The 22619-nt window shown below is 40.7% G+C and carries 21 protein-coding genes; 14 read left to right on the forward strand and 7 right to left on the reverse strand.

All coding sequences use genetic code 11. The features are described 5' to 3' along the window. Positions 1-82: 82 nt before the first annotated feature. Positions 83-829, reverse strand: a complete 747-nt coding sequence (locus tag ACLKML_RS15810) for a DUF1853 family protein (RefSeq protein WP_413283995.1) — start codon at positions 827-829, stop codon at positions 83-85. Positions 830-889: 60 nt separating this feature from the next. On the opposite strand from ACLKML_RS15810, the gene ACLKML_RS15815 reads away from it, so the two are divergent. Continuing rightward, positions 890-1645 carry a Nif3-like dinuclear metal center hexameric protein gene (locus ACLKML_RS15815; protein WP_317716401.1) on the forward strand — a complete coding sequence of 252 codons (756 nt, stop codon included), beginning with the start codon at positions 890-892 and terminating at the stop codon, positions 1643-1645. 208 nt (positions 1646-1853) lie between these two features. On the opposite strand, the gene ACLKML_RS15820 is transcribed toward ACLKML_RS15815, so the two are convergent. Then, positions 1854-3143 (reverse strand): citrate synthase, encoded by a 1290-nt coding sequence (locus ACLKML_RS15820; protein WP_413283996.1) that lies wholly within the window; start codon positions 3141-3143, stop codon positions 1854-1856. Positions 3144-3560: 417 nt separating this feature from the next. On the opposite strand from ACLKML_RS15820, the gene sdhC reads away from it, so the two are divergent. The 10 genes from sdhC (at position 3561) to ACLKML_RS15870 (ending at position 15378) form a co-directional block, all read left to right on the forward strand. Continuing rightward, positions 3561-3953, forward strand: coding sequence for a succinate dehydrogenase cytochrome b556 subunit (gene sdhC / locus ACLKML_RS15825; RefSeq protein ID WP_413283997.1), 393 nt, complete (start codon positions 3561-3563; stop codon positions 3951-3953). Continuing rightward, positions 3947-4294, forward strand: a complete 348-nt coding sequence (gene sdhD, locus ACLKML_RS15830) for a succinate dehydrogenase, hydrophobic membrane anchor protein (RefSeq protein ID WP_317716398.1) — start codon at positions 3947-3949, stop codon at positions 4292-4294. Before sdhC ends, sdhD begins: the two co-directional genes overlap by 7 nt. Then, positions 4295-6061 (forward strand): succinate dehydrogenase flavoprotein subunit, encoded by a 1767-nt coding sequence (gene sdhA, locus ACLKML_RS15835; protein ID WP_413283998.1) that lies wholly within the window; start codon positions 4295-4297, stop codon positions 6059-6061. A gap of 15 nt (positions 6062-6076) precedes the next feature. Further along, on the forward strand, positions 6077-6790 hold the full coding sequence (locus tag ACLKML_RS15840) for a succinate dehydrogenase iron-sulfur subunit (protein WP_413283999.1): 714 nt from the start codon (positions 6077-6079) through the stop codon (positions 6788-6790). Between the two features lie 166 nt (positions 6791-6956). Continuing rightward, positions 6957-9767, forward strand: coding sequence for a 2-oxoglutarate dehydrogenase E1 component (gene sucA / locus ACLKML_RS15845; protein ID WP_413284000.1), 2811 nt, complete (start codon positions 6957-6959; stop codon positions 9765-9767). Positions 9768-9799: 32 nt separating this feature from the next. Next, a complete protein-coding gene (gene odhB, locus ACLKML_RS15850; RefSeq protein ID WP_413284001.1) occupies positions 9800-11008 on the forward strand; it encodes a 2-oxoglutarate dehydrogenase complex dihydrolipoyllysine-residue succinyltransferase in 1209 nt (402 codons plus the stop codon). A 311-nt stretch (positions 11009-11319) separates the two neighbouring features. Beyond that, positions 11320-12486, forward strand: coding sequence for an ADP-forming succinate--CoA ligase subunit beta (gene sucC / locus ACLKML_RS15855; RefSeq protein WP_317716393.1), 1167 nt, complete (start codon positions 11320-11322; stop codon positions 12484-12486). Continuing rightward, positions 12486-13358, forward strand: a complete 873-nt coding sequence (sucD, locus tag ACLKML_RS15860; protein WP_413284002.1) for a succinate--CoA ligase subunit alpha — start codon at positions 12486-12488, stop codon at positions 13356-13358. The genes sucC and sucD overlap by 1 nt, the downstream gene beginning before the upstream one ends. Positions 13359-13579: 221 nt before the next feature. Further along, positions 13580-14146, forward strand: coding sequence for an NnrU family protein (locus tag ACLKML_RS15865; protein WP_413284003.1), 567 nt, complete (start codon positions 13580-13582; stop codon positions 14144-14146). Positions 14147-14292: 146 nt separating this feature from the next. Continuing rightward, positions 14293-15378: a TRAP transporter substrate-binding protein gene (locus tag ACLKML_RS15870; RefSeq protein ID WP_413284004.1), complete on the forward strand. Its 1086-nt coding sequence runs from the start codon at positions 14293-14295 to the stop codon at positions 15376-15378. A gap of 47 nt (positions 15379-15425) precedes the next feature. Here ACLKML_RS15870 and ACLKML_RS15875 read toward each other — a convergent pair whose 3' ends face one another. After that, positions 15426-16604 (reverse strand): multidrug effflux MFS transporter, encoded by a 1179-nt coding sequence (locus tag ACLKML_RS15875; RefSeq protein ID WP_413284005.1) that lies wholly within the window; start codon positions 16602-16604, stop codon positions 15426-15428. Between the two features lie 214 nt (positions 16605-16818). After that, positions 16819-17403: a superoxide dismutase [Fe] gene (sodB, locus tag ACLKML_RS15880; RefSeq protein WP_317716388.1), complete on the reverse strand. Its 585-nt coding sequence runs from the start codon at positions 17401-17403 to the stop codon at positions 16819-16821. Between the two features lie 275 nt (positions 17404-17678). Here sodB and ACLKML_RS15885 point away from each other — a divergent pair, with 275 nt between their 5' ends. Continuing rightward, positions 17679-18002: a Grx4 family monothiol glutaredoxin gene (locus tag ACLKML_RS15885; RefSeq protein WP_413284006.1), complete on the forward strand. Its 324-nt coding sequence runs from the start codon at positions 17679-17681 to the stop codon at positions 18000-18002. 129 nt (positions 18003-18131) lie between these two features. Here ACLKML_RS15885 and ACLKML_RS15890 read toward each other — a convergent pair whose 3' ends face one another. Further along, positions 18132-19454, reverse strand: a complete 1323-nt coding sequence (locus tag ACLKML_RS15890; RefSeq protein ID WP_413284007.1) for a Na+/H+ antiporter family protein — start codon at positions 19452-19454, stop codon at positions 18132-18134. 27 nt (positions 19455-19481) lie between these two features. Further along, a complete protein-coding gene (rnt, locus tag ACLKML_RS15895) occupies positions 19482-20138 on the reverse strand; it encodes a ribonuclease T (protein WP_413285909.1) in 657 nt (218 codons plus the stop codon). Between the two features lie 212 nt (positions 20139-20350). Here rnt and motY point away from each other — a divergent pair, with 212 nt between their 5' ends. Further along, positions 20351-21235 carry a flagellar protein MotY gene (gene motY / locus ACLKML_RS15900; RefSeq protein ID WP_413284008.1) on the forward strand — a complete coding sequence of 295 codons (885 nt, stop codon included), beginning with the start codon at positions 20351-20353 and terminating at the stop codon, positions 21233-21235. Between the two features lie 112 nt (positions 21236-21347). On the opposite strand, the gene purU is transcribed toward motY, so the two are convergent. Further along, complete coding sequence (purU, locus tag ACLKML_RS15905; RefSeq protein WP_413284009.1) at positions 21348-22181, reverse strand: formyltetrahydrofolate deformylase; 834 nt, start codon at positions 22179-22181, stop codon at positions 21348-21350. Positions 22182-22409: 228 nt separating this feature from the next. Here purU and ACLKML_RS15910 point away from each other — a divergent pair, with 228 nt between their 5' ends. Beyond that, entirely contained in the window at positions 22410-22607 is a 198-nt protein-coding gene (locus ACLKML_RS15910) for a hypothetical protein (RefSeq protein ID WP_413284010.1), read from the forward strand. The last annotated feature ends 12 nt before the right edge of the window (positions 22608-22619 follow it).

Genomic DNA, 22619 nt, shown 5'->3' on the forward strand with positions numbered 1-22619 from the left:
TAAGTGTCGGTTTTTTATTGGATTTTCAGTCAGCATATTTATCTATTTGATTGATTTGAGTATACAAGATCTATCTAACTGATTACTTAGGCCAATGGTCAGGTACCACAAACCAAAAGTCACCGCTTAATGTTTGGCAATGTACGGCATACTCGCTAAGTTCTGTCAGTTTTTCGGTTAGTGCGTTAGTGCCGGCAATCCAATCGTACTTTTTAAGTTTGTATAGTGGTTCATTTACTAACTGTAGTTGATGTTGATAGCACCAGTTACCGACAATCGAACATGGGTTGATCGTGTACCCAACGCTCTCTTGAGGCACTGTTTCGGGTTCAAATGGGTTGATATATAGCCGTCCATGCATGAGCAGTTTTGGTGTAATATCGGCTAAATTGGGAAAGCGTTGCATAAATGCTTCACTTTTGGACATTTCTAGTTGGTGGGTAAGCATTCTATCCAGTTTTATATCTAACCTATCGCGACTATCTGGACCATACCAGAGTCCTCCTCGTAATAAATAAAACTTAATCGCGACTTCCCAATGTTCAATTTTTTGCTGCCGTTTGAGGATAAAATCAATGGCTCCGATGGTTTGCTTACCTTCAAATAGTTGTATTTCATCTGCGACAACAGAAAAATCAGAATGATGCTCAAAAAGGCGTTTACATAGTTCTTGATAGATAAAACCTAATCGACTGTTTCCGTTATATTCTTGGTAGTTAGGTAAGGATAATTGTTTAAATGGGTTACATGTGGCAGGTTCTTTATCAGGTTGTAATATTGGTGGATTATCGATCATCCATTGCGTTATTTTGCTGACATTATCCTGCATTATTGACGTCCTGTGGTATTCTGGAAACAAGGCTAACTTTATATATTGGTATAACATAAAATGGATCACTTGCAATTAGAAGCACTGCTAAATCAAAAACTTTCTCCTGAATTAATCAAAGATTACTGTCCAAACGGACTCCAAGTAGAAGGAACGTCGCAAGTTAAAAAAATTGTGACTGGTGTTACAGCATCTATTGCTCTTATTGAGAAAGCAATAGCTTTAAATGCTGATGCTATTTTGGTTCATCATGGTTACTTCTGGAAAGGCGAGCCTGAACCGATTCGAGGAATGAAAGGTGAAAGAATTAAAGCCCTCATAAAGAATGACATTAATCTTTACGCCTATCATTTACCGTTAGATATTCACCCAGAACTTGGTAACAACGCGCAACTTGCACAATTACTAGGTATTGAGGTTGAAGGTGGCCTAGAAGCGACGCCTCAATCTGTTGCTATGTATGGTTCGCTAAAGTCCACGCTTTCGGCAGATGAGTTTGCACAAAAAATTGAATCTGTTCTAAATCGAGTACCGTTACACATTTCCTCAGAAGTAAACAAGTCAATAAAAACGGTAGGTTGGTGTACTGGCGGAGGACAAGACTATATCGATTTAGCTGCAGCTAAAGGGCTTGATGCTTTTATTTCAGGGGAAATATCAGAACGCACAACGTACTCAGCCAGAGAGCAGGACATTCATTTTTTTAGTGCGGGTCATCATGCGACCGAACGTTATGGGGTGAAAGCGTTAGGGGAGTGGTTAGCTCGAGAATATGGGTTTGATGTTGAGTTTATTGATATCGATAACCCTGTTTAAAGAAAGTTCTTGTAACTCATTGATTTATAAATTTATTATTGTGTGGATAAAAAAGAGAAGCGATAAAATACGCTTCTCTTTTATTGTTTAACCGTTAATCAGTTATCCAAGTACTAATCAGCTACCTGAACACCAATTACTTGCCCGATTATGAGTAAATAAGTAGTGCGCCATAAACTCTCAGCACACTACAATTTAATCGTGACTGTTATTCTCTTTCGTGCAACGGTTCAAAATCACGTAATTGTTCACCAGTATAAAGCTGACGTGGACGACCGATACGGTTGTCTGGATCGCCATGCATTTCATTCCAGTGAGCTATCCAGCCAATAGTACGAGACATTGCAAAAATAACCGTGAACATAGAGATTGGGATACCAATTGCTTTCAGGATGATACCGGAGTAGAAATCCACATTCGGGTACAGTTTTTTCTCAACAAAATATGGGTCAGATAGAGCGATACGCTCTAATTCCATCGCCACATCCAACAATGGATCTTCGATTTTTAGCTCTTTTAAAACTTCATGACAGGCTTCACGCATTACTGTTGCACGTGGGTCATAGTTTTTGTAAACACGGTGACCAAAGCCCATTAATCTAAACGGATCTTCTTTATCTTTGGCACGGTCGACATATTCTGGAATATTATCAACACTGCCTATTTCCTCTAACATACGCAAGCACGCTTCGTTAGCACCGCCATGAGCAGGCCCCCAAAGAGATGCAATACCTGCGGCAATACAGGCAAATGGGTTTGCACCTGAAGAACCGGCTAAACGTACCGTTGAGGTTGATGCGTTTTGTTCATGGTCTGCATGCAATGTAAATATTTTGTCCATAGCACGAGATACAACAGGATTAACTTCATAATCCTCACATGGGTTAGCGAACATCATATGCAAGAAGTTTTCTGCATAGTTTAAATCGTTGCGAGGATAAATAAACGGTTGACCAATAGAATATTTATAACACATTGCCGCCAGTGTTGGCATTTTCGATAGTAAACGGAATGCAGCAATCTCACGGTGGCTGTCGTTATTGATATCAAGTGAGTCGTGATAAAACGCTGCAAGGGCACCTACTACCCCAACCATAATAGCCATTGGATGAGCATCACGACGGAAACCATGGAAAAAGCTTGCTATCTGCTCATGAACCATTGTGTGTCGCGTAACAATTTTTTTGAAATTGTCGTACTCTTTTCTGTTGGGCGCCTCTCCGTATAGGAGGATATAGCAAACTTCTAAGTAATCTGCTTTGTTAGCTAATTGATCTATTGGATAGCCTCGGTGTAATAACACACCTTTTCCGCCATCGATGAATGTTATTTGGGATTCGCAAGATGATGTCGCTAAAAAACCAGGGTCAAATGTAAAATATCCATTTGCACCTAATTTACGTACATCGATTACTTCAGGTCCTAAAGTACCTTCCATAATCGGCAGTTCTATTGGAGCTTTACCTTCTATATGAAGGGTCGCCTTCTTATCTGCCATTACATTCTCCTTTGTTTAAAATTAGTCTATCCGGGATTTGTTCTGAGACATTTTTTACTCAGGATCTTGAGTAAAGTCAATTTTTCTAGAGGTTTGTGTGCACTTGTTAAGGTTTTCCACATTTAAAAAGTTAAAAACATGTGCCATGTAGCACTTTTTGTTAAGATTATTGTATTAATTTGTTGCCAAACGTATAGTGTAAATGAAGTTTGTGGTTGAGACCTTATAAGTTCAAGCCTAGAAAGAAATAATTACTTTAAAATCTGAACGCTTGATTAACATTTTGTTTACATGTTTAACCGTCATTTGAGTGTTAAAATGTTAATTAGATGTTAAGTTTTGTAAGGTTGACACATAAAGAACTCCAGATCTATCAAAATTCGAAGTAATAAATAAACAAACGCTCAATGGAGCTGAGTGAGCAAGCCCGTGAAAGAAAGAAAGTCAAGACCTGTCAATCTCGATTTGCAGACCATACGCTTTCCAATTACTGCGATTGTGTCTATCTTGCACCGTGTTACTGGTGTAATCACATTTGTAGCCATTGGTATTTTGCTTTGGCTGTTATCAATATCTTTATCATCCCCTCAAGGTTTCATGCAAGCAGCTGATCTCGTCGACAGCTTTTTGGTCAAGTTTGTCTTATGGGGAATACTAACCGCACTTGCCTACCATATTGTTGGTGGAATTCGTCATTTAATAATGGACTTTGGTCATTATGAAGAATTCGAATCTGGCGTTATGACTGCAAAAGTAACCTTTGCTGCTACTGCAGTATTGTCGCTACTTGGAGGTATTTTGGTATGGTAAATTCTGTTTCTTCTGTAGGTCGTAATGGTGTTCATGACTTCCTACTTATCCGCGCTACTGCAATTATCCTTACTTTGTATACGATTTACATTGTTGGTTTTTGTGCTTTTAGTGGCGATATAACTTATCACACATGGACCTCGTTCTTTGGTGGCACGTTTACCAAAGCATTTACCATGCTTGCTTTGACTTCTGTCCTTGTTCACGCCTGGATTGGTTTATGGCAAGTTCTAACCGACTATATCAAGCCAACGCTTATTCGTGGCCTGTTACAATGTGTAATAGTTGCTATCTTATTTGTGTATTTCTTTTCTGGCCTATTTATTCTGTGGGGTGCGTAAGTGACTATTCCGGTTCGTGAATTCGATGCAGTTGTCATCGGTGCTGGTGGCGCGGGTATGCGCGCAGCATTACAAATTTCAGAGCAAGGCCTTTCTTGTGCTTTGCTATCAAAAGTATTTCCTACTCGTTCGCACACTGTATCCGCTCAAGGTGGTATTACCGTTGCACTAGGTAATTCCCATAAGGATAACTGGCAGTGGCACATGTACGATACGGTGAAAGGTTCCGATTATATCGGTGACCAAAATGCCATCGAATACATGTGTAAAAATGGGCCTGAGTCGGTAATTGAACTTGAAAAAATGGGGTTACCTTTTTCTCGTTTTGAAGATGGTTCTATTTACCAACGTCCATTTGGTGGACAATCTAAAGAGTTTGGTGGTGAACAAGCCGCTCGTACTGCAGCGGCAGCTGACCGTACCGGGCATGCATTATTGCACACGCTTTATCAGCAAAATATTAAACATAAGACCACTATTTTCTCTGAATGGTATGCGCTAGATTTAGTTAAAAACCAAGATGGCGCTATAATGGGTTGTACCGCAATCTGTATGGAAACTGGTGAAATAAATTACTTTAAATCTAAAGCAACTATTTTAGCCACAGGTGGCGCAGGTCGTATTTATTCATCGACCACTAACGCTCATATTAATACGGGCGATGGTGTTGGTATGGCATTGCGTGCTGGTGTGCCAATGCAAGATATCGAAATGTGGCAATTCCACCCAACAGGTATCGCTGGTGCAGGAGTATTAGTGACGGAAGGTTGTCGTGGAGAAGGTGGTTATCTTCTCAATAAAGACGGTGAACGCTTCATGGAACGTTATGCGCCAAATGCGAAAGACTTGGCCGGACGTGACGTTGTTGCTCGTTCCATCATGATCGAAATCCGAGAAGGTCGAGGGTGCGATGGCCCATGGGGACCACATATCAAGCTTAAATTGGATCATCTAGGTAAAGATGTACTAGAGTCTAAATTGCCAGGTATTTGTGAATTGTCGCGTACATTTGCTCATGTGGATCCAGTAAAAGAACCGATTCCTATTATTCCGACTTGTCATTATATGATGGGTGGAGTGCCTACTCAGGTATCAGGACAAGCGATTAAGCAAGATACAAATGGTGCTGACATTGAAGTTCAAGGCCTGTTTGCCTGTGGTGAAATTGCATCTGTATCTGTGCATGGTGCTAACCGTCTAGGTGGTAATTCATTGCTTGATTTGGTGGTATTTGGTCGTGCTACAGGGCTTCATTTGGGTGACACATTGGCTGCTCAATCAGAAGCTCGTCCAGCAACAGAGTCTGATATCGAAGCATCTTTGGCTCGCACAATGCGTTGGGAAAATAGCGATAAAGGTGAAGATCCTGTTCAAATTCGTAAGGATTTACAGGCGTGTATGCAGAATAACTTCTCAGTATTTAGAGAAGGTGATGCAATGGCAAATGGCCTTCAAGAGTTAAAAGAGATTCGTGAGCGTTTAAATAATGCTCACCTATCAGATAAGTCTTCTGAGTTCAATACTCAACGTATTGAGTGTTTAGAGCTTGATAACTTAATGGAAACGGCCTTTGCTACTGCGGTCGCTGCTAACTATCGTACAGAAAGCCGTGGTGCTCACGCTCGATTCGATTTCCCTGACCGAAATGATGAACAGTGGTTGTGCCACTCTATCTATAATCCGGAAACAGGTGAAATGTCTAAGCGAGATGTCAATATGGAACCTGTGCATCGTGATGCTTTTCCACCTAAAGTCCGTACTTACTAAGGGGAGTAGAATACTATGAAACTGAATTTCTCTCTTTACCGTTATAATCCAGATGTAGACAGTAAACCTTATATGAAGGATTACGAACTCGAAGTGGATGAAGGTACTGACATGATGGTGTTAGATGCGCTGATTCTGTTGAAAGAACAAGATGCATCAATTTCTTTCCGTCGTTCGTGCCGAGAAGGTGTGTGTGGTTCTGATGGTTTGAATATGAATGGTAAGAATGGCTTAGCTTGTATTACGCCACTGTCAGCACTGATGGGACAAAACCCTATAGTGATCAGACCACTACCAGGCCTACCCGTAGTTCGTGATTTAATTGTGGACATGACGCAATTTTATGATAATTATGAGAAAGTTAAGCCGTACTTGATTTCAGATGGTAATCAACCACCATCAAGAGAAAATTTACAATTGCCAGAAGAACGTGTTCATCTGGATGGTTTATATGAATGTATTATGTGTGCATGTTGTACAACCTCGTGCCCATCATTCTGGTGGAATCCAGATAAATTCATTGGACCTGCCGGTTTGCTTGCTGCTTATCGTTGGTTAATTGATAGCCGAGATACGGCGACAGACGAACGCTTGTCAGATCTTGATGATGCATTTAGCGTTTTTCGTTGCCATGGCATCATGAATTGTGTAAGTGTTTGTCCTAAAGGATTAAATCCGACTAAAGCGATTGGTCATATTAAAACCATGCTAGTGAATAGATCGGTTTAAACTTTATTAGGAAACAACAGCAATATTTAATTACTCGATATTGTGAGAGTAAGCAAAATTGAACAAATAGGCATTGCCAGCACTGTGAACCTATTGCAGTGCTGGCTATAAACAGAAAGCCCGAATAAATCGGGATTAAAGTGAAAACTACTGGTTAAGGGAATATATGCACAACGGCGTGATGAAGGCATGGCTCGAGTCTTCACACTTGGCTGGCGCCAATGCAACTTACGTAGAAGAACTCTACGAACTGTATCTAAGTGATCCGGATCTGGTCAGTGAGGAATGGAAACGTGTGTTTGAAGATTTGCCTGCGCAATCTTCCGAGGTGACTGAACAATCTCACTCACGTGTCCGTGACTACTTCCGGAGACTCGCTCAAGAGACAAAGCATTACAATGTCCAAGTTAGTGATCCAGATGTCGATGCTAAACAAGTAAAAGTTTTACAATTAATCAATGCCTATCGATTCAGAGGGCATCAAGCAGCTAGCCTAGACCCACTAGGTATATGGGAACGTGACCCTGGTCCGGACCTAGATCCTGCATTCCACAACCTTACTCAAGATGACTTTGAAGAAACCTTTAATGTAGGCTCTTTTGCAGTAGCACAAGATTCTATGCAGTTAGGCGATCTTTATTCTGCGTTGAAAAAGACCTACTGTGGCTCAATCGGTGCAGAATATATGCACATGACGAATACAGAGCAAAAACGCTGGGTTCAACAGCGTTTAGAATCTGTGTTAGGCCAGCCAACGTTCACAGCAGAAGAAAAAGCAACCTTTCTTGATGAATTAACTGCCGCTGAAGGTCTAGAGCGTTATTTAGGAGCTAAATTCCCGGGTGCAAAACGCTTTTCTCTAGAAGGTGGTGATGCACTAATTCCAATGACTAAAGAATTGATTCGTCATGCTGGTAAATCCGGCATGCGTGAAGTTGTCATTGGTATGGCTCACCGTGGCCGTCTAAATATGTTGGTCAATGTATTAGGCAAAAAGCCACAAGACCTATTTGATGAGTTTGCCGGAAAGCACGATGAGACTTGGGGTACAGGTGACGTTAAATATCACCAAGGTTTCTCTGCGGACTTTGCTACTCCTGGCGGCGATGTACACTTAGCTCTCGCGTTTAACCCTTCTCACTTAGAAATTGTTAATCCGGTAGTTATTGGTTCAGTACGCGCTCGTCAAGATCGCCTTAAAGATAAAGATGGCAGTATGGTATTGCCAATCACAATCCATGGCGATTCAGCTATTGCAGGTCAAGGTGTTGTACAAGAGACCTTTAATATGTCTCGTACTCGTGGATTCCAAGTTGGTGGAACAGTAAGAATTGTTGTTAACAACCAAGTGGGCTTCACCACATCGAACCCTAGAGATACCCGTTCAACTATGTACTGTACTGATATTGCAAAAATGGTACAGGCACCTATTTTCCATGTAAATGCTGATGATCCAGAAGCTGTTGCTTTTATAACGCGTATTGCACTGGATTATCGAAATACATTTAAACGCGATGTAGTGATTGATTTAGTGTGTTATCGCCGTCATGGTCACAATGAGGCCGATGAACCTAATGCTACCCAGCCATTGATGTATCAAAAAATCAAAAAACACCCAACGCCACGCAAGCTTTATGCTGATGTGTTGATTGATCGTGGTGAAATTGATATCGGTAAAGCTACCGAATTGGTCAATGATTACCGTGATGCACTCGATGATGGTGAAGTGGTCGTAAAAGAATGGCGTCCAATGGAAATGCATTCCGTGGATTGGAATCCTTATCTTGGACACGACTGGAATATTGAGTGGGACAGCGAGTATGAACTTACTCGACTTAAAGATCTTGGTGAAAAACTGTGCGATTACCCGGAAAGTCATAAGTTACAAAGTCGTGTAAATAAGATTTATAACGACCGTCGAGCAATGATTAACGGAGAAAAAGCACTCGACTGGGGTATGGCTGAAATTTTAGCCTACGGAACACTGGTTGATGATGGTAAACGTATTCGTATTTCTGGTCAGGACTCTGGTCGTGGTACTTTCTTTCATCGTCATTCGGTATTGCACAATCAGGAAGATGCTAGCACTTATGTACCATTGCAGAATGTTCATTCTAAGCAAGGTCCATTTCAAGTGTTTGATTCCGTTCTGTCTGAAGAGGCGGTATTGGCGTTTGAATACGGTTATGCAACTGCAGAGCCTGGTGGTTTAACCTTATGGGAAGCACAATTCGGCGATTTCGCTAACGGTGCTCAAGTGGTTATCGATCAGTTTATTTCCTCTGGTGAACAGAAATGGGGTCGTTTGTGTGGTTTAACGATGCTGTTACCGCATGGTTATGAAGGTCAAGGGCCGGAGCATTCATCGGCACGACTAGAGCGTTATTTGCAGTTGTGCGCGGAGCAAAATATTCAAGTTGTTGTGCCGTCAACACCTGCACAAGTTTACCATATGATTCGTCGTCAAGTTGTCCGTCCTATGCGTCGTCCACTGGTGGTAATGTCGCCGAAGTCTTTATTACGTCACCCATTGTGTACTTCAACACTTGAAGAACTCGCACAAGGCACTTTCCAACCTGCGATTGGTGAAGTTGATGAGATCGAAGCAAGTAAAGTGAAACGTGTGGTGTTTTGTTCAGGTAAAGTTTATTACGATTTATTAGATCAAAGACGCAAGAACGAACAAAGTGATGTGGCAATTATCCGTATAGAACAATTGTACCCATTCCCATTATTTGAAGTGCGTGATCTGATAGAGCAGTATGAAAACGTAAAAGATTTTGTTTGGTGTCAAGAAGAACCACAGAATCAAGGCGCTTGGTATTGTAGTCAACATAATTTCCGTAATGCGATTCGAGATGGTGTTCTAAAATATTCTGGAAGACCAGCTTCAGCATCTCCAGCGGTCGGCTATATGTCGGTACATATGAAACAACAAAAAGCGTTGGTTGATGACGCTTTGAATCTAGATTTTTGATGAAGAACTAGAAGTTAAAGGAAGAAAAAACTATGACAATTGAAATTCTGGTTCCAGACTTGCCTGAATCCGTCGCTGATGCAACGGTGGCAACTTGGCATAAAAAACCAGGTGAAGCAGTTGCTCGTGATGAAGTAATTGTTGACATCGAAACAGACAAAGTAGTACTCGAAGTTCCAGCTCCAGAAGCGGGTGTATTGGATGCGATTATAGAAGAAGAAGGTGCCACGGTACTTTCTAAGCAATTATTAGCACGTATTAAACGTGGAGCAGTCGCCGGTGAGCCGACTTCAGCAACGACCAGTACGACAGAAGAATCTCCAGATCAGCGACATAAAGCTACGCTGACTGAGGAATCGAATGACACTCTAAGCCCAGCAATTCGTCGTTTGCTGGCAGAACATAGTATCCAAGCGAGTCAGATCAAAGGTACTGGTGTTGGTGGTCGTATTACTCGTGAAGATGTTGATGGTTATTTAGCGAGTGCTAAAACAGCAGCTAAAGATGAAGCAGCTCCAGCTATAGAAGCGCCAGCGGCTGCACGTAGTCAAAAACGCGTACCAATGACTCGTTTGCGTAAACGAGTTGCTGAGCGTCTGTTGGAAGCGAAAAACAGCACCGCTATGCTGACTACTTTTAATGAAGTCAACATGAAACCTATCATGGATCTGCGTAAACAGTATCAAGAGCAGTTTGAAAAACGTCATGATATACGTTTAGGCTTTATGTCTTTCTATGTTAAAGCAGTAACAGAAGCTCTAAAACGTTACCCAGAAGTGAACGCGTCTATCGATGGTGAAGATATCGTTTACCATAACTATTTCGATATTAGTATGGCAGTGTCAACGCCACGCGGCTTGGTCACGCCAGTACTGAAAGATTGCGATATGCTTGGGATGGCAGATATTGAGAAAGGCATCAAAGAGCTGGCTATAAAAGGTCGTGATGGCAAACTTACCGTAGAAGAACTAACCGGTGGTAACTTTACTATCACCAATGGTGGTGTATTTGGCTCATTAATGTCAACGCCAATCATTAATCCACCGCAAGCGGCAATTCTTGGTATGCACAAGATTCAAGATCGCCCAATGGCTATTAATGGCAAAGTAGAAATCTTGCCGATGATGTACTTGGCCCTCTCATATGACCATCGCCTAATTGATGGTAAAGAGTCGGTTGGATTCTTGGTAACGATCAAAGAACTACTTGAAGATCCTGCGCGTCTACTGCTTGATGTTTAAGTTGTTTATGTATCAGTTGTTTTTGGTTAACTGACAAAGACAGAGCTAGGTAGCTCAACACCTAGCTCTAACTTAATTAAGGCGTTGATTAAAGTGAGTAGTGTAACCTACAGTTATTAGACACTTTGATACCAACTAAAAAACCCTACAAATGTAAAGGAAGCCTCAATATTATAAATTTATTCGCTTTAACCGCTATTTGTTTAGATATTTATTAACTGAATAAGTAACAGCACAGGCGAAAAATTGAATAATATTTTGTACCTTATGGAAATAATAATCCCTTAAGGGATAGGAAATGGAATAGCACAATGAATTTGCATGAATATCAAGCGAAACAGCTATTTGCTGAGTTCGGACTGCCAGTACCAGAAGGCTACGCGTGTGACACCGCACAAGAAGCGTTTGAAGCGGCGGGCCGCATCAGTACAGAAAAAAAGGTCGTAAAATGTCAAGTCCACGCAGGTGGACGCGGGAAAGCAGGCGGCGTAGAGCTGCATGATACTAAAGATGGTGTTAAAGCGTTCGCACAGAAGTGGCTTGGCAAAAATCTAGTGACGTATCAAACCGATGCTAATGGTCAACCAGTCAGCAAAATCTTGGTTGAAGAAGCGTCTAGCATTGCTAATGAACTTTACCTCGGTGCAGTTGTTGACCGTTCAACACGTCGAATCGTGTTTATGGCATCGACTGAAGGCGGAGTCGAAATTGAAAAAGTCGCCGAAGAAACACCAGAGCTTATCCACAAAGCCGCGATTGATCCACTGGTTGGCCCACAAGCCTACCAAGGACGTGAATTGGCCTTTAAGCTAGGTTTGAAAGGCGACCAAATTAAGCAATTCAGTAAGATTTTCATGGGTCTAGGTAACATGTTTGCTCAATATGACCTTGCTTTGTTGGAAATTAATCCACTGGTCATCACTGGTGATGGAAACCTTTTATGTCTTGACGGTAAAATTAATATCGATTCTAACGCGATGTATCGTCAGCCAAAACTACGTGAGATGCACGATGCATCTCAAGAAGATGAACGTGAAGCACATGCGGCGCAGTGGGAACTAAACTATGTTGCACTAGATGGCAGCATTGGTTGTATGGTTAACGGTGCCGGTTTAGCTATGGGCACCATGGATATTGTTAATCTGCATGGTGGTCAGCCAGCAAACTTCCTCGATGTTGGGGGTGGTGCAACTAAAGAACGTGTAACAGAAGCGTTTAAAATTATTCTTTCTGATGAAAATGTTAAAGCCGTATTGGTGAATATTTTTGGTGGAATCGTTCGTTGTGATTTAATCGCAGACGGTATTATCGGTGCAGTTGAAGAAGTTGGTGTTAAAGTGCCAGTAGTAGTTCGACTCGAAGGTAATAACGCCCCACTAGGTTCAAAAAAATTGGCCGAAAGTGGACTAAATATTATTGCCGCGACCTCGCTAAAAGAAGCTGCGGAAAAAGTAGTTGCAGCAGCGGAGGGCAAATAATGTCTGTATTAATTGATAAAAATACCAAAGTTATCTGCCAAGGTTTCACTGGCGGACAAGGTACATTTCATTCAGAACAAGCGATTGAATATGGTACACAAATGGTGGGTGGTGTTTCACCTGGCAAAGGTGGTCAAACTCATCTAGGTTTGCCGGTATTTAATACGGTGAGAGAAGCGGTAGAAACAACCGGTGCAACAGCTTCGGTTATCTACGTTCCAGCGCCATTTTGTAAAGATGCTATTCTGGAGGCTATCGACGCCGGTATTACTTTAATTGTAACAATTACCGAAGGTATTCCAACGCTTGATCTGCTTGATGTAAAAGTACGCCTAGATGAAGCTGGTGTGCGTATGATCGGTCCTAATTGCCCAGGTGTTATTACGCCTGATGAATGTAAAATTGGTATTATGCCGGGTCATATTCATAAAAAAGGCAAAGTCGGCATTGTATCTCGTTCAGGCACTCTAACTTACGAAGCGGTTAAGCAGACTACTGATGAAGGTTTTGGTCAATCGACATGTGTTGGTATTGGTGGAGATCCGATTCCGGGTTCGAACTTTATCGATATATTAAAACTGTTTGAACAAGATCCTGAAACAGAAGCAATTGTTATGATTGGTGAGATTGGCGGAACCGCTGAAGAAGAAGCTGCAGCGTTTATCAAAGATAACGTAACTAAACCTGTTGTATCTTATATTGCTGGTGTGACTGCACCTCCTGGTAAGCGTATGGGGCATGCAGGTGCGATTATCTCTGGTGGTAAAGGGACTGCTGAAGATAAATTTGCTGCTTTAGAAGCCGCAGGTGTAAAAACCGTTAAAAGTCTTGCCGATATTGGTCAAGGTCTGCGAGAGATTACTGGTTGGTAAAGTGAGGTATATAGTTGGCCAATATTGTCAACTAAACTGCCGACTTAAATAGATTAATTAAATCTTGATAGAAAAGCTTGAACATTTGTTCGAGCTTTTTTTTACTTTGGACTTACTATTAGCAGGACAAATAATAGTAAGTCCAAAGTATAAACATATAAAATATAAAACTAATATTTGTTCAACGTTCATTGTCGTTTGGTTTAAAGGAAGTTATTGCTATGTTGAGTTTACTGTTGGGGTTGTTGTTATTTTTGGGGATGCATTCTACGTCCATTTTTGCACCTACTATGAGACAAAAAATGGTGCAGAAAAGTGAATTAGGATGGAAAGCGATCTATTCGATCGTTTCAATTTTAGGTATCTACTTTATTGCAATAGGTTATAACGCGCTGCGAATGGAACCGGTTTTAATTTATGTTACGCCTTATTGGTTTAGACATATTACCTATTTCTTAATGGTTCCAGTGATGATTCTTTTCGTTACCCCGTATTTGCCTGGGAAAATAAAACAAGTTACTAAACATCCACAACTCATTGCTGTTAAGTTATGGGCAGTAAGCCACTTATTAGTTAATGGGATGTTAGCCGATGTTATTCTGTTTGGTGCTTTCCTAGCTTGGGCAGTACTTGATCGAATTTCAATGAAAAAGCGTGAGCAACGTCCAATACCGAGCTTAAAGCCGTCAATTATTAACGACTTTATAGCTGTGGTAATTGGGATTGTGCTAACAGGTGTATTTGTAACGTATTTGCATGGTAAGTTAATCGGTATGCCATTAATGTAAATAATTGGGCGATTTTATCCATTTCAATAAAAAACGATGCGAAGGCATCGTTTTTTTGTTTGAGTCGTAAATATTACTTGACCTTATTAATGAATGCCGTAAATTTATCTGTACATTTCGAATGTATTAAAATTATAGAGGAACGGATGAAATCCCAAAATAAAATTAAGCTGTTACTAAAAACAGCGACAATTGCAGCAATTGCTGTTTTTTCACTTTCAACTCAAGCGGCTGACAAAGTATATCGTTTAAAGTTAGCGGAAACTTGGGGGCCAAATACGCCGATCCTCGGAGACGCAAGTAAGAACATGGCAAAAATTGCCAATGAAATGTCTAATGGTCGACTGCAAATTCGTATCGATTCAGCCAATAAGCATAAAGCACCATTAGGTGTGTTTGATATGGTTAAATCTGGCCAATATGATTTGGGCCATTCAAGTTCGTACTATTGGAAAGGTAAGGTTCCAAACACGTTGTACTTTTCATCAATGCCATTCGGCTTAATGACAACAGAACAGTACGCATGGTTCTACCGTGGTGGTGGCATGGAATTAATGCAAGAAGTGTATGCACCTCATAACTTACTCTCTTTTCCTGGCGGTAATTCAGATATCCAAATGGGTGGATGGTTTAGAAAAGAGATCAACTCTATCGAAGATTTGCAAGGGCTTAAAATGCGTATCCCTGGGTTCGCAGGAGAAGTGTTTGCTCGTGTAGGTGCTAAGCCAACCAATATTGCACCAGGAGAGCTGTACACGTCATTAGAGCGCGGTACTATCGATGCACTGGAATGGGTAGGTCCTGCATTTGATTTACGTATGGGCTTTCAAAATATCGCACCATATTACTATACTGCATGGCATGAGCCAGGTTCAGAAACACAGTTTTTAGTTAATAAAAGAACATGGGATAAACTGCCTAAAGACCTACAAGTTATCTTAGAAACATCATTCCGTGTAGCGGCATTTGACATGTATGTTCAAGCAATTGATGAAAATGCTGAAAGTTGGGAAAAAATGTTGAGTGACAATCCAAACATTAAAGTACGAGATTTCCCACCTGAAGTGCTGGATAGAATGCTGCAAGAGAAAGAAGCTCTACTTGCTGAATACGCGGAAAAAGATCCACTAGCGAAGAAGATTATTGATTCTCAAGCGACGTATTTAAAACGTGTTCGCGCTTGGACCAATATCTCGACTAAAGCTTATTTGGATAGTACTTCTGCCCAGTAAGTGATTTTACTAAACAGTATGAAAAGCTCGGTATTTACCGGGCTTTTTTACTGTTTGGGTTCAGATTTAAAACCAAACCAAATCCCGATCGAACTGAATATAGTGATGAACACCACTACCACGCCCAAATGCCACGCTTGTTGAATACCAAAGCTCATAAGAACCATTCCAAGTAAAGAAGCAAAGGTCATTTGTCCACCACCTGATAAAGCGGCAACTGAGCCAGCTTTTTCTTTATACGGCACTAATAGTTGTGTTTGAGCACAAGGGAATGCAATGCCGTTGCCTAAGGTCAAAAGGAACTGGCCGAACATCATTGAAAGTGGCGTAAGAGGGGCGAAAATCAACCATATAGCGCCAGTTAAATGGACAAAAGGGGCACAGAATAGCATTTTTTTGGTTCCAATTTTAGGCCGAACTCGATTACAAATAGTACCGCCAACTAACAGACCACAAGCAGGAATAAGAGCCCAAAGTGCATACTGATCAGAGTTCATGCCAATTTGAATTTGCATAATAAAAGGCATAACTGAAATTGAAATAACCACCAAACTAAAATTAAACCAACCGATGCTAGCGAAACTTAAAAAGTAACGGGAAGTAATAAGCATCTTATAGGTTGAGAGCATAGCGGTAAGGTTCGGCAAGGGTTTTTTCACCGCTAATGTTTCGGTAAAGACAAAAAACAATAACGTAATAACTAAGCCAATATAAGAAAGTAGAGCAATAAATACCGCTAACCAACCAAACGCATGGTTGATAAATCCACCAAGTACGGGGGCAATTATAGGGGTAAATGAAGCCACGATAGTAACCCAGGAAAGCGCTCTTGGTAGATTAGCACCGTCGTAAGAATCCCGTATTGAAGCTCTAGCTAATACAGCGCAGCAGCCAGCACCTAGTCCTTGTATAAATCGCCCTAATACCAACATATCAAACGAAAAACTGGCCAATATTGCAATTGATAAACCTAAAATGGCCAACAACAACCCTGCTATGAGTATGGGTTTTCGGCCTAGCGCATCAGACATCGGTCCATAAATAAGCTGAGAAGGGCCAAAACCCAGTAAATAGATAGAAATGAGCAATTGAGCGTCTTCGGCTGAGATAGAAAAGTCTTGAGCAATCCAAGGTAAAGCAGGAAAAACTAAGCCCATACTAAATTGGCCAATACTAACGATAAGTCCAGCAAGTAGGACGGGTTTCCAGTCAAAAGAAGAAGGCATGGTTGTTCCAATAACAGCTAACAGACTCAACCAATAATGGTCAGTCTAGATGACATTTGAGAATAAAGATGCCCTGATTATTGTATGAGAATTAGAGCTTGTCGATGGTTATTTTTAATAAATTCAATGAGTTTTTAGTCAATAACAGCTTTTCACTCACTGTTAAAAAACAAAAAGCTGGCCAAGGCCAGCTTTTTGTATCAGGAAGAGAAAACTATTTTGCTAGGTTTTCTGCTACGAATTCCCAATTAACTAAAGCCCAGAAACCATTCATGTAATCTGGACGAACGTTACGGTAGTCGATGTAGTAAGCGTGTTCCCATAGATCAACAGTAAGCAACGGAGTAACAGTATCGTCAGTTAGTGGCGTTGCTGCATTTGATGTGTTTACGATATCTAAAGAACCATCAGCTTTCTTAACAAGCCAAGTCCATGAAGAACCGAAGTTGTTGATTGCTGAATCGGTGAATTTCGCTTTAAATTCTTCAAAAGAACCGAATGATGCAGTAATTGCTTCTGCAACTGCGCCTGTTGGTTCGCCACCTGCGTTTGGAGCAAGGCAGTGCCAGTAGAACGTGTGGTTCCAAATTTGTGCTGCGTTGTTGAAAATACCAGCAGAAGAAGTTTTTATGATCTCTTCTAATGATTTATTTTCAAACTCAGTACCTGGAATAAGGCCATTTAGTTTTACAACGTAAGTGTTGTGGTGTTTACCGTGGTGAAAATCTAGAGTTTCAGCTGAGATATGTGGTTCTAGTGCATCTTTTGCATAAGGAAGTGCTGGTAATTCAAAAGCCATTGCCGGATTCTCCATTGATTTGAAAGATTGATTCTTTCGTTGCTTCCAATAATTATTTTTATTTCGTCAAGTAAGCTGACTTAGTAAATAGTTTATCAAGTTTTTACTTTATTAAAAGCCTATTAACAAAAAAAACTTCAAAATGTAATTATCTTATCTGCGGATAAGATAATTAAGCATAGCTTAAAACCTTACTTATATTGTGCTTTTTATTCCTGTGCAAACCAGTAGAATGCTATCGTAACGTTAAGTGTTAAAACTAATGCGAGAAGACAATGGAAACTATCGATAAAATTAAACAACAGATTGAAGAAAACTCGATCCTACTTTACATGAAAGGTTCGCCTAAACTACCAAGTTGTGGTTTTTCCTCTCAAGCCTCTCAAGCGCTTATGGCTTGTGGCGAACAGTTTGCTTATGTAGATATTTTACAGAATCCAGATATCCGTGCAGAACTACCAATTTACGCTCAATGGCCGACTTTTCCACAGCTGTGGGTAGGTGGTGAATTAGTTGGCGGTTGCGATATTATTCTTGAAATGTTCCAAAAAGGTGAACTTCAACCACTTATTAAAGAAGCGGCTGAGAAAGCACAATAAATTTAAGTTACACAAAAAAACCAGTGACTTGTCACTGGTTTTTTTTATGGCTGAGAGAATATTTTCTCAAGCAACATTTCGATATTAATACTTTTGTTACCGCTGCTTATACTAAAGCCATTTCAGTAACTAGAGCACCATTGCTGCAATCCAACCAAATACAATTAACGGGATATTGTAATGAACAAAGGTTGGAACAACCGTTTCCCATACGTGTTCATGTTGTCCATCTGCATTTAAACCGGATGTTGGACCTAAGGTTGAATCCGACGCAGGTGAACCTGCATCACCAAGCGCTGCAGCTGTACCTACTAATGCAATTGTTGCCATTGGTGAAAAGCCAAATGCCATTGCTAGTGGCACGTAAATAGTGGCAATAATTGGTATGGTGGAGAACGAAGAGCCGATGCCCATTGTTACCAGTAAACCAACCACCAACATCAGTAGAGCAGCAAGCGCTTTATTATCGCCGATGCTGGTAGATAACGCTTCCACCAACGTTTCTACGCCACCTGTTTGCTTCATTACCGCTGCAAAACCTGCTGCTGCAATCATAATAAAACCAATCATCGCCATCATGTGGACGCCACGGGTGAAAACATCTTGTGTTTCTTTCCACGCAATCACACCGCCAAAAGTAAACACCATAAACCCGGCGAGACCACCTATTATCATCGATCCTGTTGTAAGCTGTGCACCGAGAGCAACCACAATGGCCACAACTGCGATGGCAATATGTTTACTATTAATTTGAACGTCGTTGCTTACCGTGGTCAGTTCAGTCTGTTTGTATTCACGAGGCTTACGATAAGTAAACAGAATTGCGGTAAGCAACCCGGCAATCATACCTAACCCAGGTAACATCATTGCTGTTGGGACTTGGCTTGCGACCACGTCAGGTAATCCGTTGTCGTGTAAGTTTTTTAACAGGATATTATTAAGGAAAATACCGCCAAAGCCGATAGGCAACACCATATATGGCGTGACCAAACCAAAAGTTAGGACACAGGCGATCAAACGTCGATCTAATTTCAGTTTTGCAAAAACGCCCAACAGAGGAGGAATTAATATTGGAATAAAGGCGATGTGAACAGGGATAACATTTTGTGAGGACATTGTGACAAGAATCAATGCACAAATAACTAAATATTTTAGTCCGGTGGTTGCTGCGCCGTTTTCTTTGCCATGAATGCGCTTAATAACATTTTGAGCAAGTAAATCGGTTAAGCCTGATTTGGAAATCGCAACCGCGAATGTTCCCAACATTGCATAACTTAATGCGATAGTTGCACCACCACCTAAGCCACTTTCAAATGCTGAGACAGAGTCGGTGAGCGTCATACCGGAAACAAGTCCACCGACGATAGCACTGAAGGTAAGAGCTACAACAACGTTAACTCTCATCAGTGCAAGTAATAGCATGATACATACTGAAATAACTACAGGGTTCATAACAATCTCGTTTAGTAATGGGTATTTTTATAGTTGTTCGGTGTCGTCATTGCTAAGCGGCCAGCCACCTAGGGCTTTCCACTTGTTGACTATTCCGCAAAATAACTCGGCCGTTCTTTCTGTATCATATAAGGCCGAGTGCGCTTCTTTGTTGTCAAAATCCAACCCAGCAGATTTACATGCTTTTGCCAACACAGTTTGACCATAAGCGAGACCGCTCAATGCTGCTGTATCAAAAGTAGCGAAGGGATGGAAGGGGACGCGTTTTAGTTTGCAACGTTCACTGGCTTGCATAACAAAACTATGGTCAAAAGTTGCGTTGTGCGCGACCATAATTGCTCGGCTACAGCCGGCTTGTTTTTGTTCTTTTCTTATTAGCTTATTTATCTCTTTTAAGGCAGTTTCTTCTGAAACAGCACCGCGTAATGCGCTATATGGGTCGCGAATACCATTAAATTCTAACGCTGCTTTTTCTAGGTTAGCGCCTTCAAAAGGTTCAATATGGAAGTGAATAGTAGACGCTGGATGTAGCTCACCGTTCGCGTCCATTTTTAAGGTAATGGCACAAATTTCCAAAAGTGCATCGGTTTTTGCATTAAAACCGGCAGTCTCTACGTCGATAACGACTGGGAAATAGCCGCGAAAGCGTTTTTTAAGGGTCAACTCTTCGTTTTCTACAGTCATCATTTTTATAAAGAATCGTCATGTTTGATAAGACGCGCATTATTGCAGATTCTCGCTCGAAGAAAAATGGTTAAAGTCAATTCTCTGTCTATAACTTGGCTAACTTCTTGCAACACGAAATACAGTTAAATGGAAAATGAATAAAAAATGGACTTGTTGTCCTTGTAAAGCGGCAGTCGTTTGCCGTTTCAGTATAAAGAGTTTTAGTTGTTATGAAAAAACGGATAGCGTTATGTACCCTGGTTACTGCCTCTGCTCTGATATCTCCGTTCTCAGAGGCAACGGCTGTCCGCTATGTAGCGGCACCTGAGCAATCGTCATGGGAAATGGCCACTAACACTCCTTTAGAGTGTCGCCTTGTTCATCCTATTCCACACTACGGGCAAGCCGAATTTTCGTCGCATGCGAGTAAAAAAATTAATTTGGACTTCGAACTGAAAATGCGTCGGCCGATGGGAGAAACGCGTAGTGTAAGCTTGGTTTCTATGCCGCCCGCGTGGCGTTCTGGTGAAAGCGCCGATAGAATGAATACCATGAAGTTTTTTAAGCAATTTGATGGTTATGTTGGTGGACAAACGGCGTGGGGAATATTATCGGAATTAGAAAAAGGGCGTTATCCGACGTTCAGCTACGCAGATTGGGTTAGTCGTAATCAAAGAGTTGAAGTGTCGTTATCATCCGTTACATTTAGACAAAAATATGATGCTTTTACTCACTGTTTGAGTCAATTATTACCGTACAGTTTTGAAGATATTTCATTTACTATTTTACATTACGATAGAAATAGCGATCAGCTTAATAAAGCGTCTGAGAAACGATTATATCAAATTGCCGATTATATCCGATACAACCAAGATATTGATTTGGTATTGGTTTCCTCTTATACCGATTCAAGTGGTGATAAAGATTTGAACCAGTCGCTATCAGAAAGAAGAGCAATTGTGCTAAAAGACTATTTTAAATCGATTGGTTTACAAGATAATCGAATTCGAATTCAAGGTTATGGAGAGCGTCGACCGGTTGCAGACAATGCATCACCGATAGGAAAAGATCAAAATAGACGAGTGGTCATTTCATTAGGCCGAAGCCAAGTTTAATTTGGTATTGTTGCTAACTTAGGTTGAGCCTAAATACATTGGTTTCTAAAAGCAGAAGGACGGTGTAAATGTCCTTCTACTTTTTATAATCGATGATCAACGTTTTAATCGATTATAAAATAACCGTTTTGTTGCCATAAACAAAAACATGGTCATTAATTACTTTCATTAATGCTTTACTTAAGACGCTTTTTTCTACATCTCGCCCAGCTTGAGCCATATCTTGAGCACTAAAGTTGTGGTCCACGGGTATGACGTCTTGTTTAATGATAGGTCCTTCATCTAGGTCATCAGTGACAAAATGGGCTGTTGCGCCGATTATTTTAACGCCTCGGTCATATGCTTGTTGATAAGGTTTCGCACCGATAAAAGCCGGCAAGAAACTATGATGTATATTAATTATTTTATGATGGTAATTTTTAACGAAATTGGGTGTCAATATACGCATGTATTTTGCTAACACGACATAATCTGCTTGGTAACTGTCGATAACTTTTTGCATTTCCGCTTCATGTTGTTCACGAGTTAGATCAACATGTGAGACATGGTGATAAGGAATATCGAACTTTTCGGTTAATGCTTGTAGCGTATCGTAATTACCTACTACCGCTGCAATATCGACATTTAAGCTTCCGTCATACGCCTTCATTAAAATATCACCCAAGCAATGTGATTCTTTAGTGACCAGTATGACTATTTTCTTTCTTGTAGAGCTCATTAATCTACGTTTAGTGCCTTCTGGAAGTGCGTAGTCGAGATCGGCTAGCAAAGTCTCATCATTGAAATAACCTTCAAGCTCAGTACGCATAAAAAAGTGACCGACAGCATTATCGACATACTCATTATTATGGATGATATTCAATTGATGCTTGTAACAGATATTAGTGATCTTTGCGATTAGACCAGGTGCGTCGCTACAGTGGGTTAATAAGGTCTTCTTTTCCATTCTTTTTTACTTCCAAAGGTACAATTTTATAAAATAGCTAAATATATTTAAAAGCTCAATCACTTGGTGAGTTAGTGATCAGTGCCACAATAATAGCTCTATAATTAATCTATTCTTACTATGGTTTCAACAAAATTTAAGCAATATTAAATGTAATATGCATATTATTGATTTATTCCAGATTGTTTGACCAAATTTTTCATGAGACTCGTTATAAAGGAATACGTTATGGATAAAGAACTACTCGCACGTAAACTTTACTGCCAAAGAATCAACAACATGGTTGGTTTTCATCATATCGATGAAGAAACGATTAGTGAGCTTTGGGAAAGCAGGACTAATCCAGTTGATGCCGCAAAAAGCATCCTCTCCGAAAATGACAGTTTTGAAGGACCAGCTTGGTTGTCGAGATATTTGCAGCGTTAACAAAAATAATTT

It is taken from the genome of Vibrio sp. MA40-2, from assembly GCF_047302445.1.
In the GTDB taxonomy this organism is placed as follows: Bacteria; Pseudomonadota; Gammaproteobacteria; order Enterobacterales; family Vibrionaceae; genus Vibrio.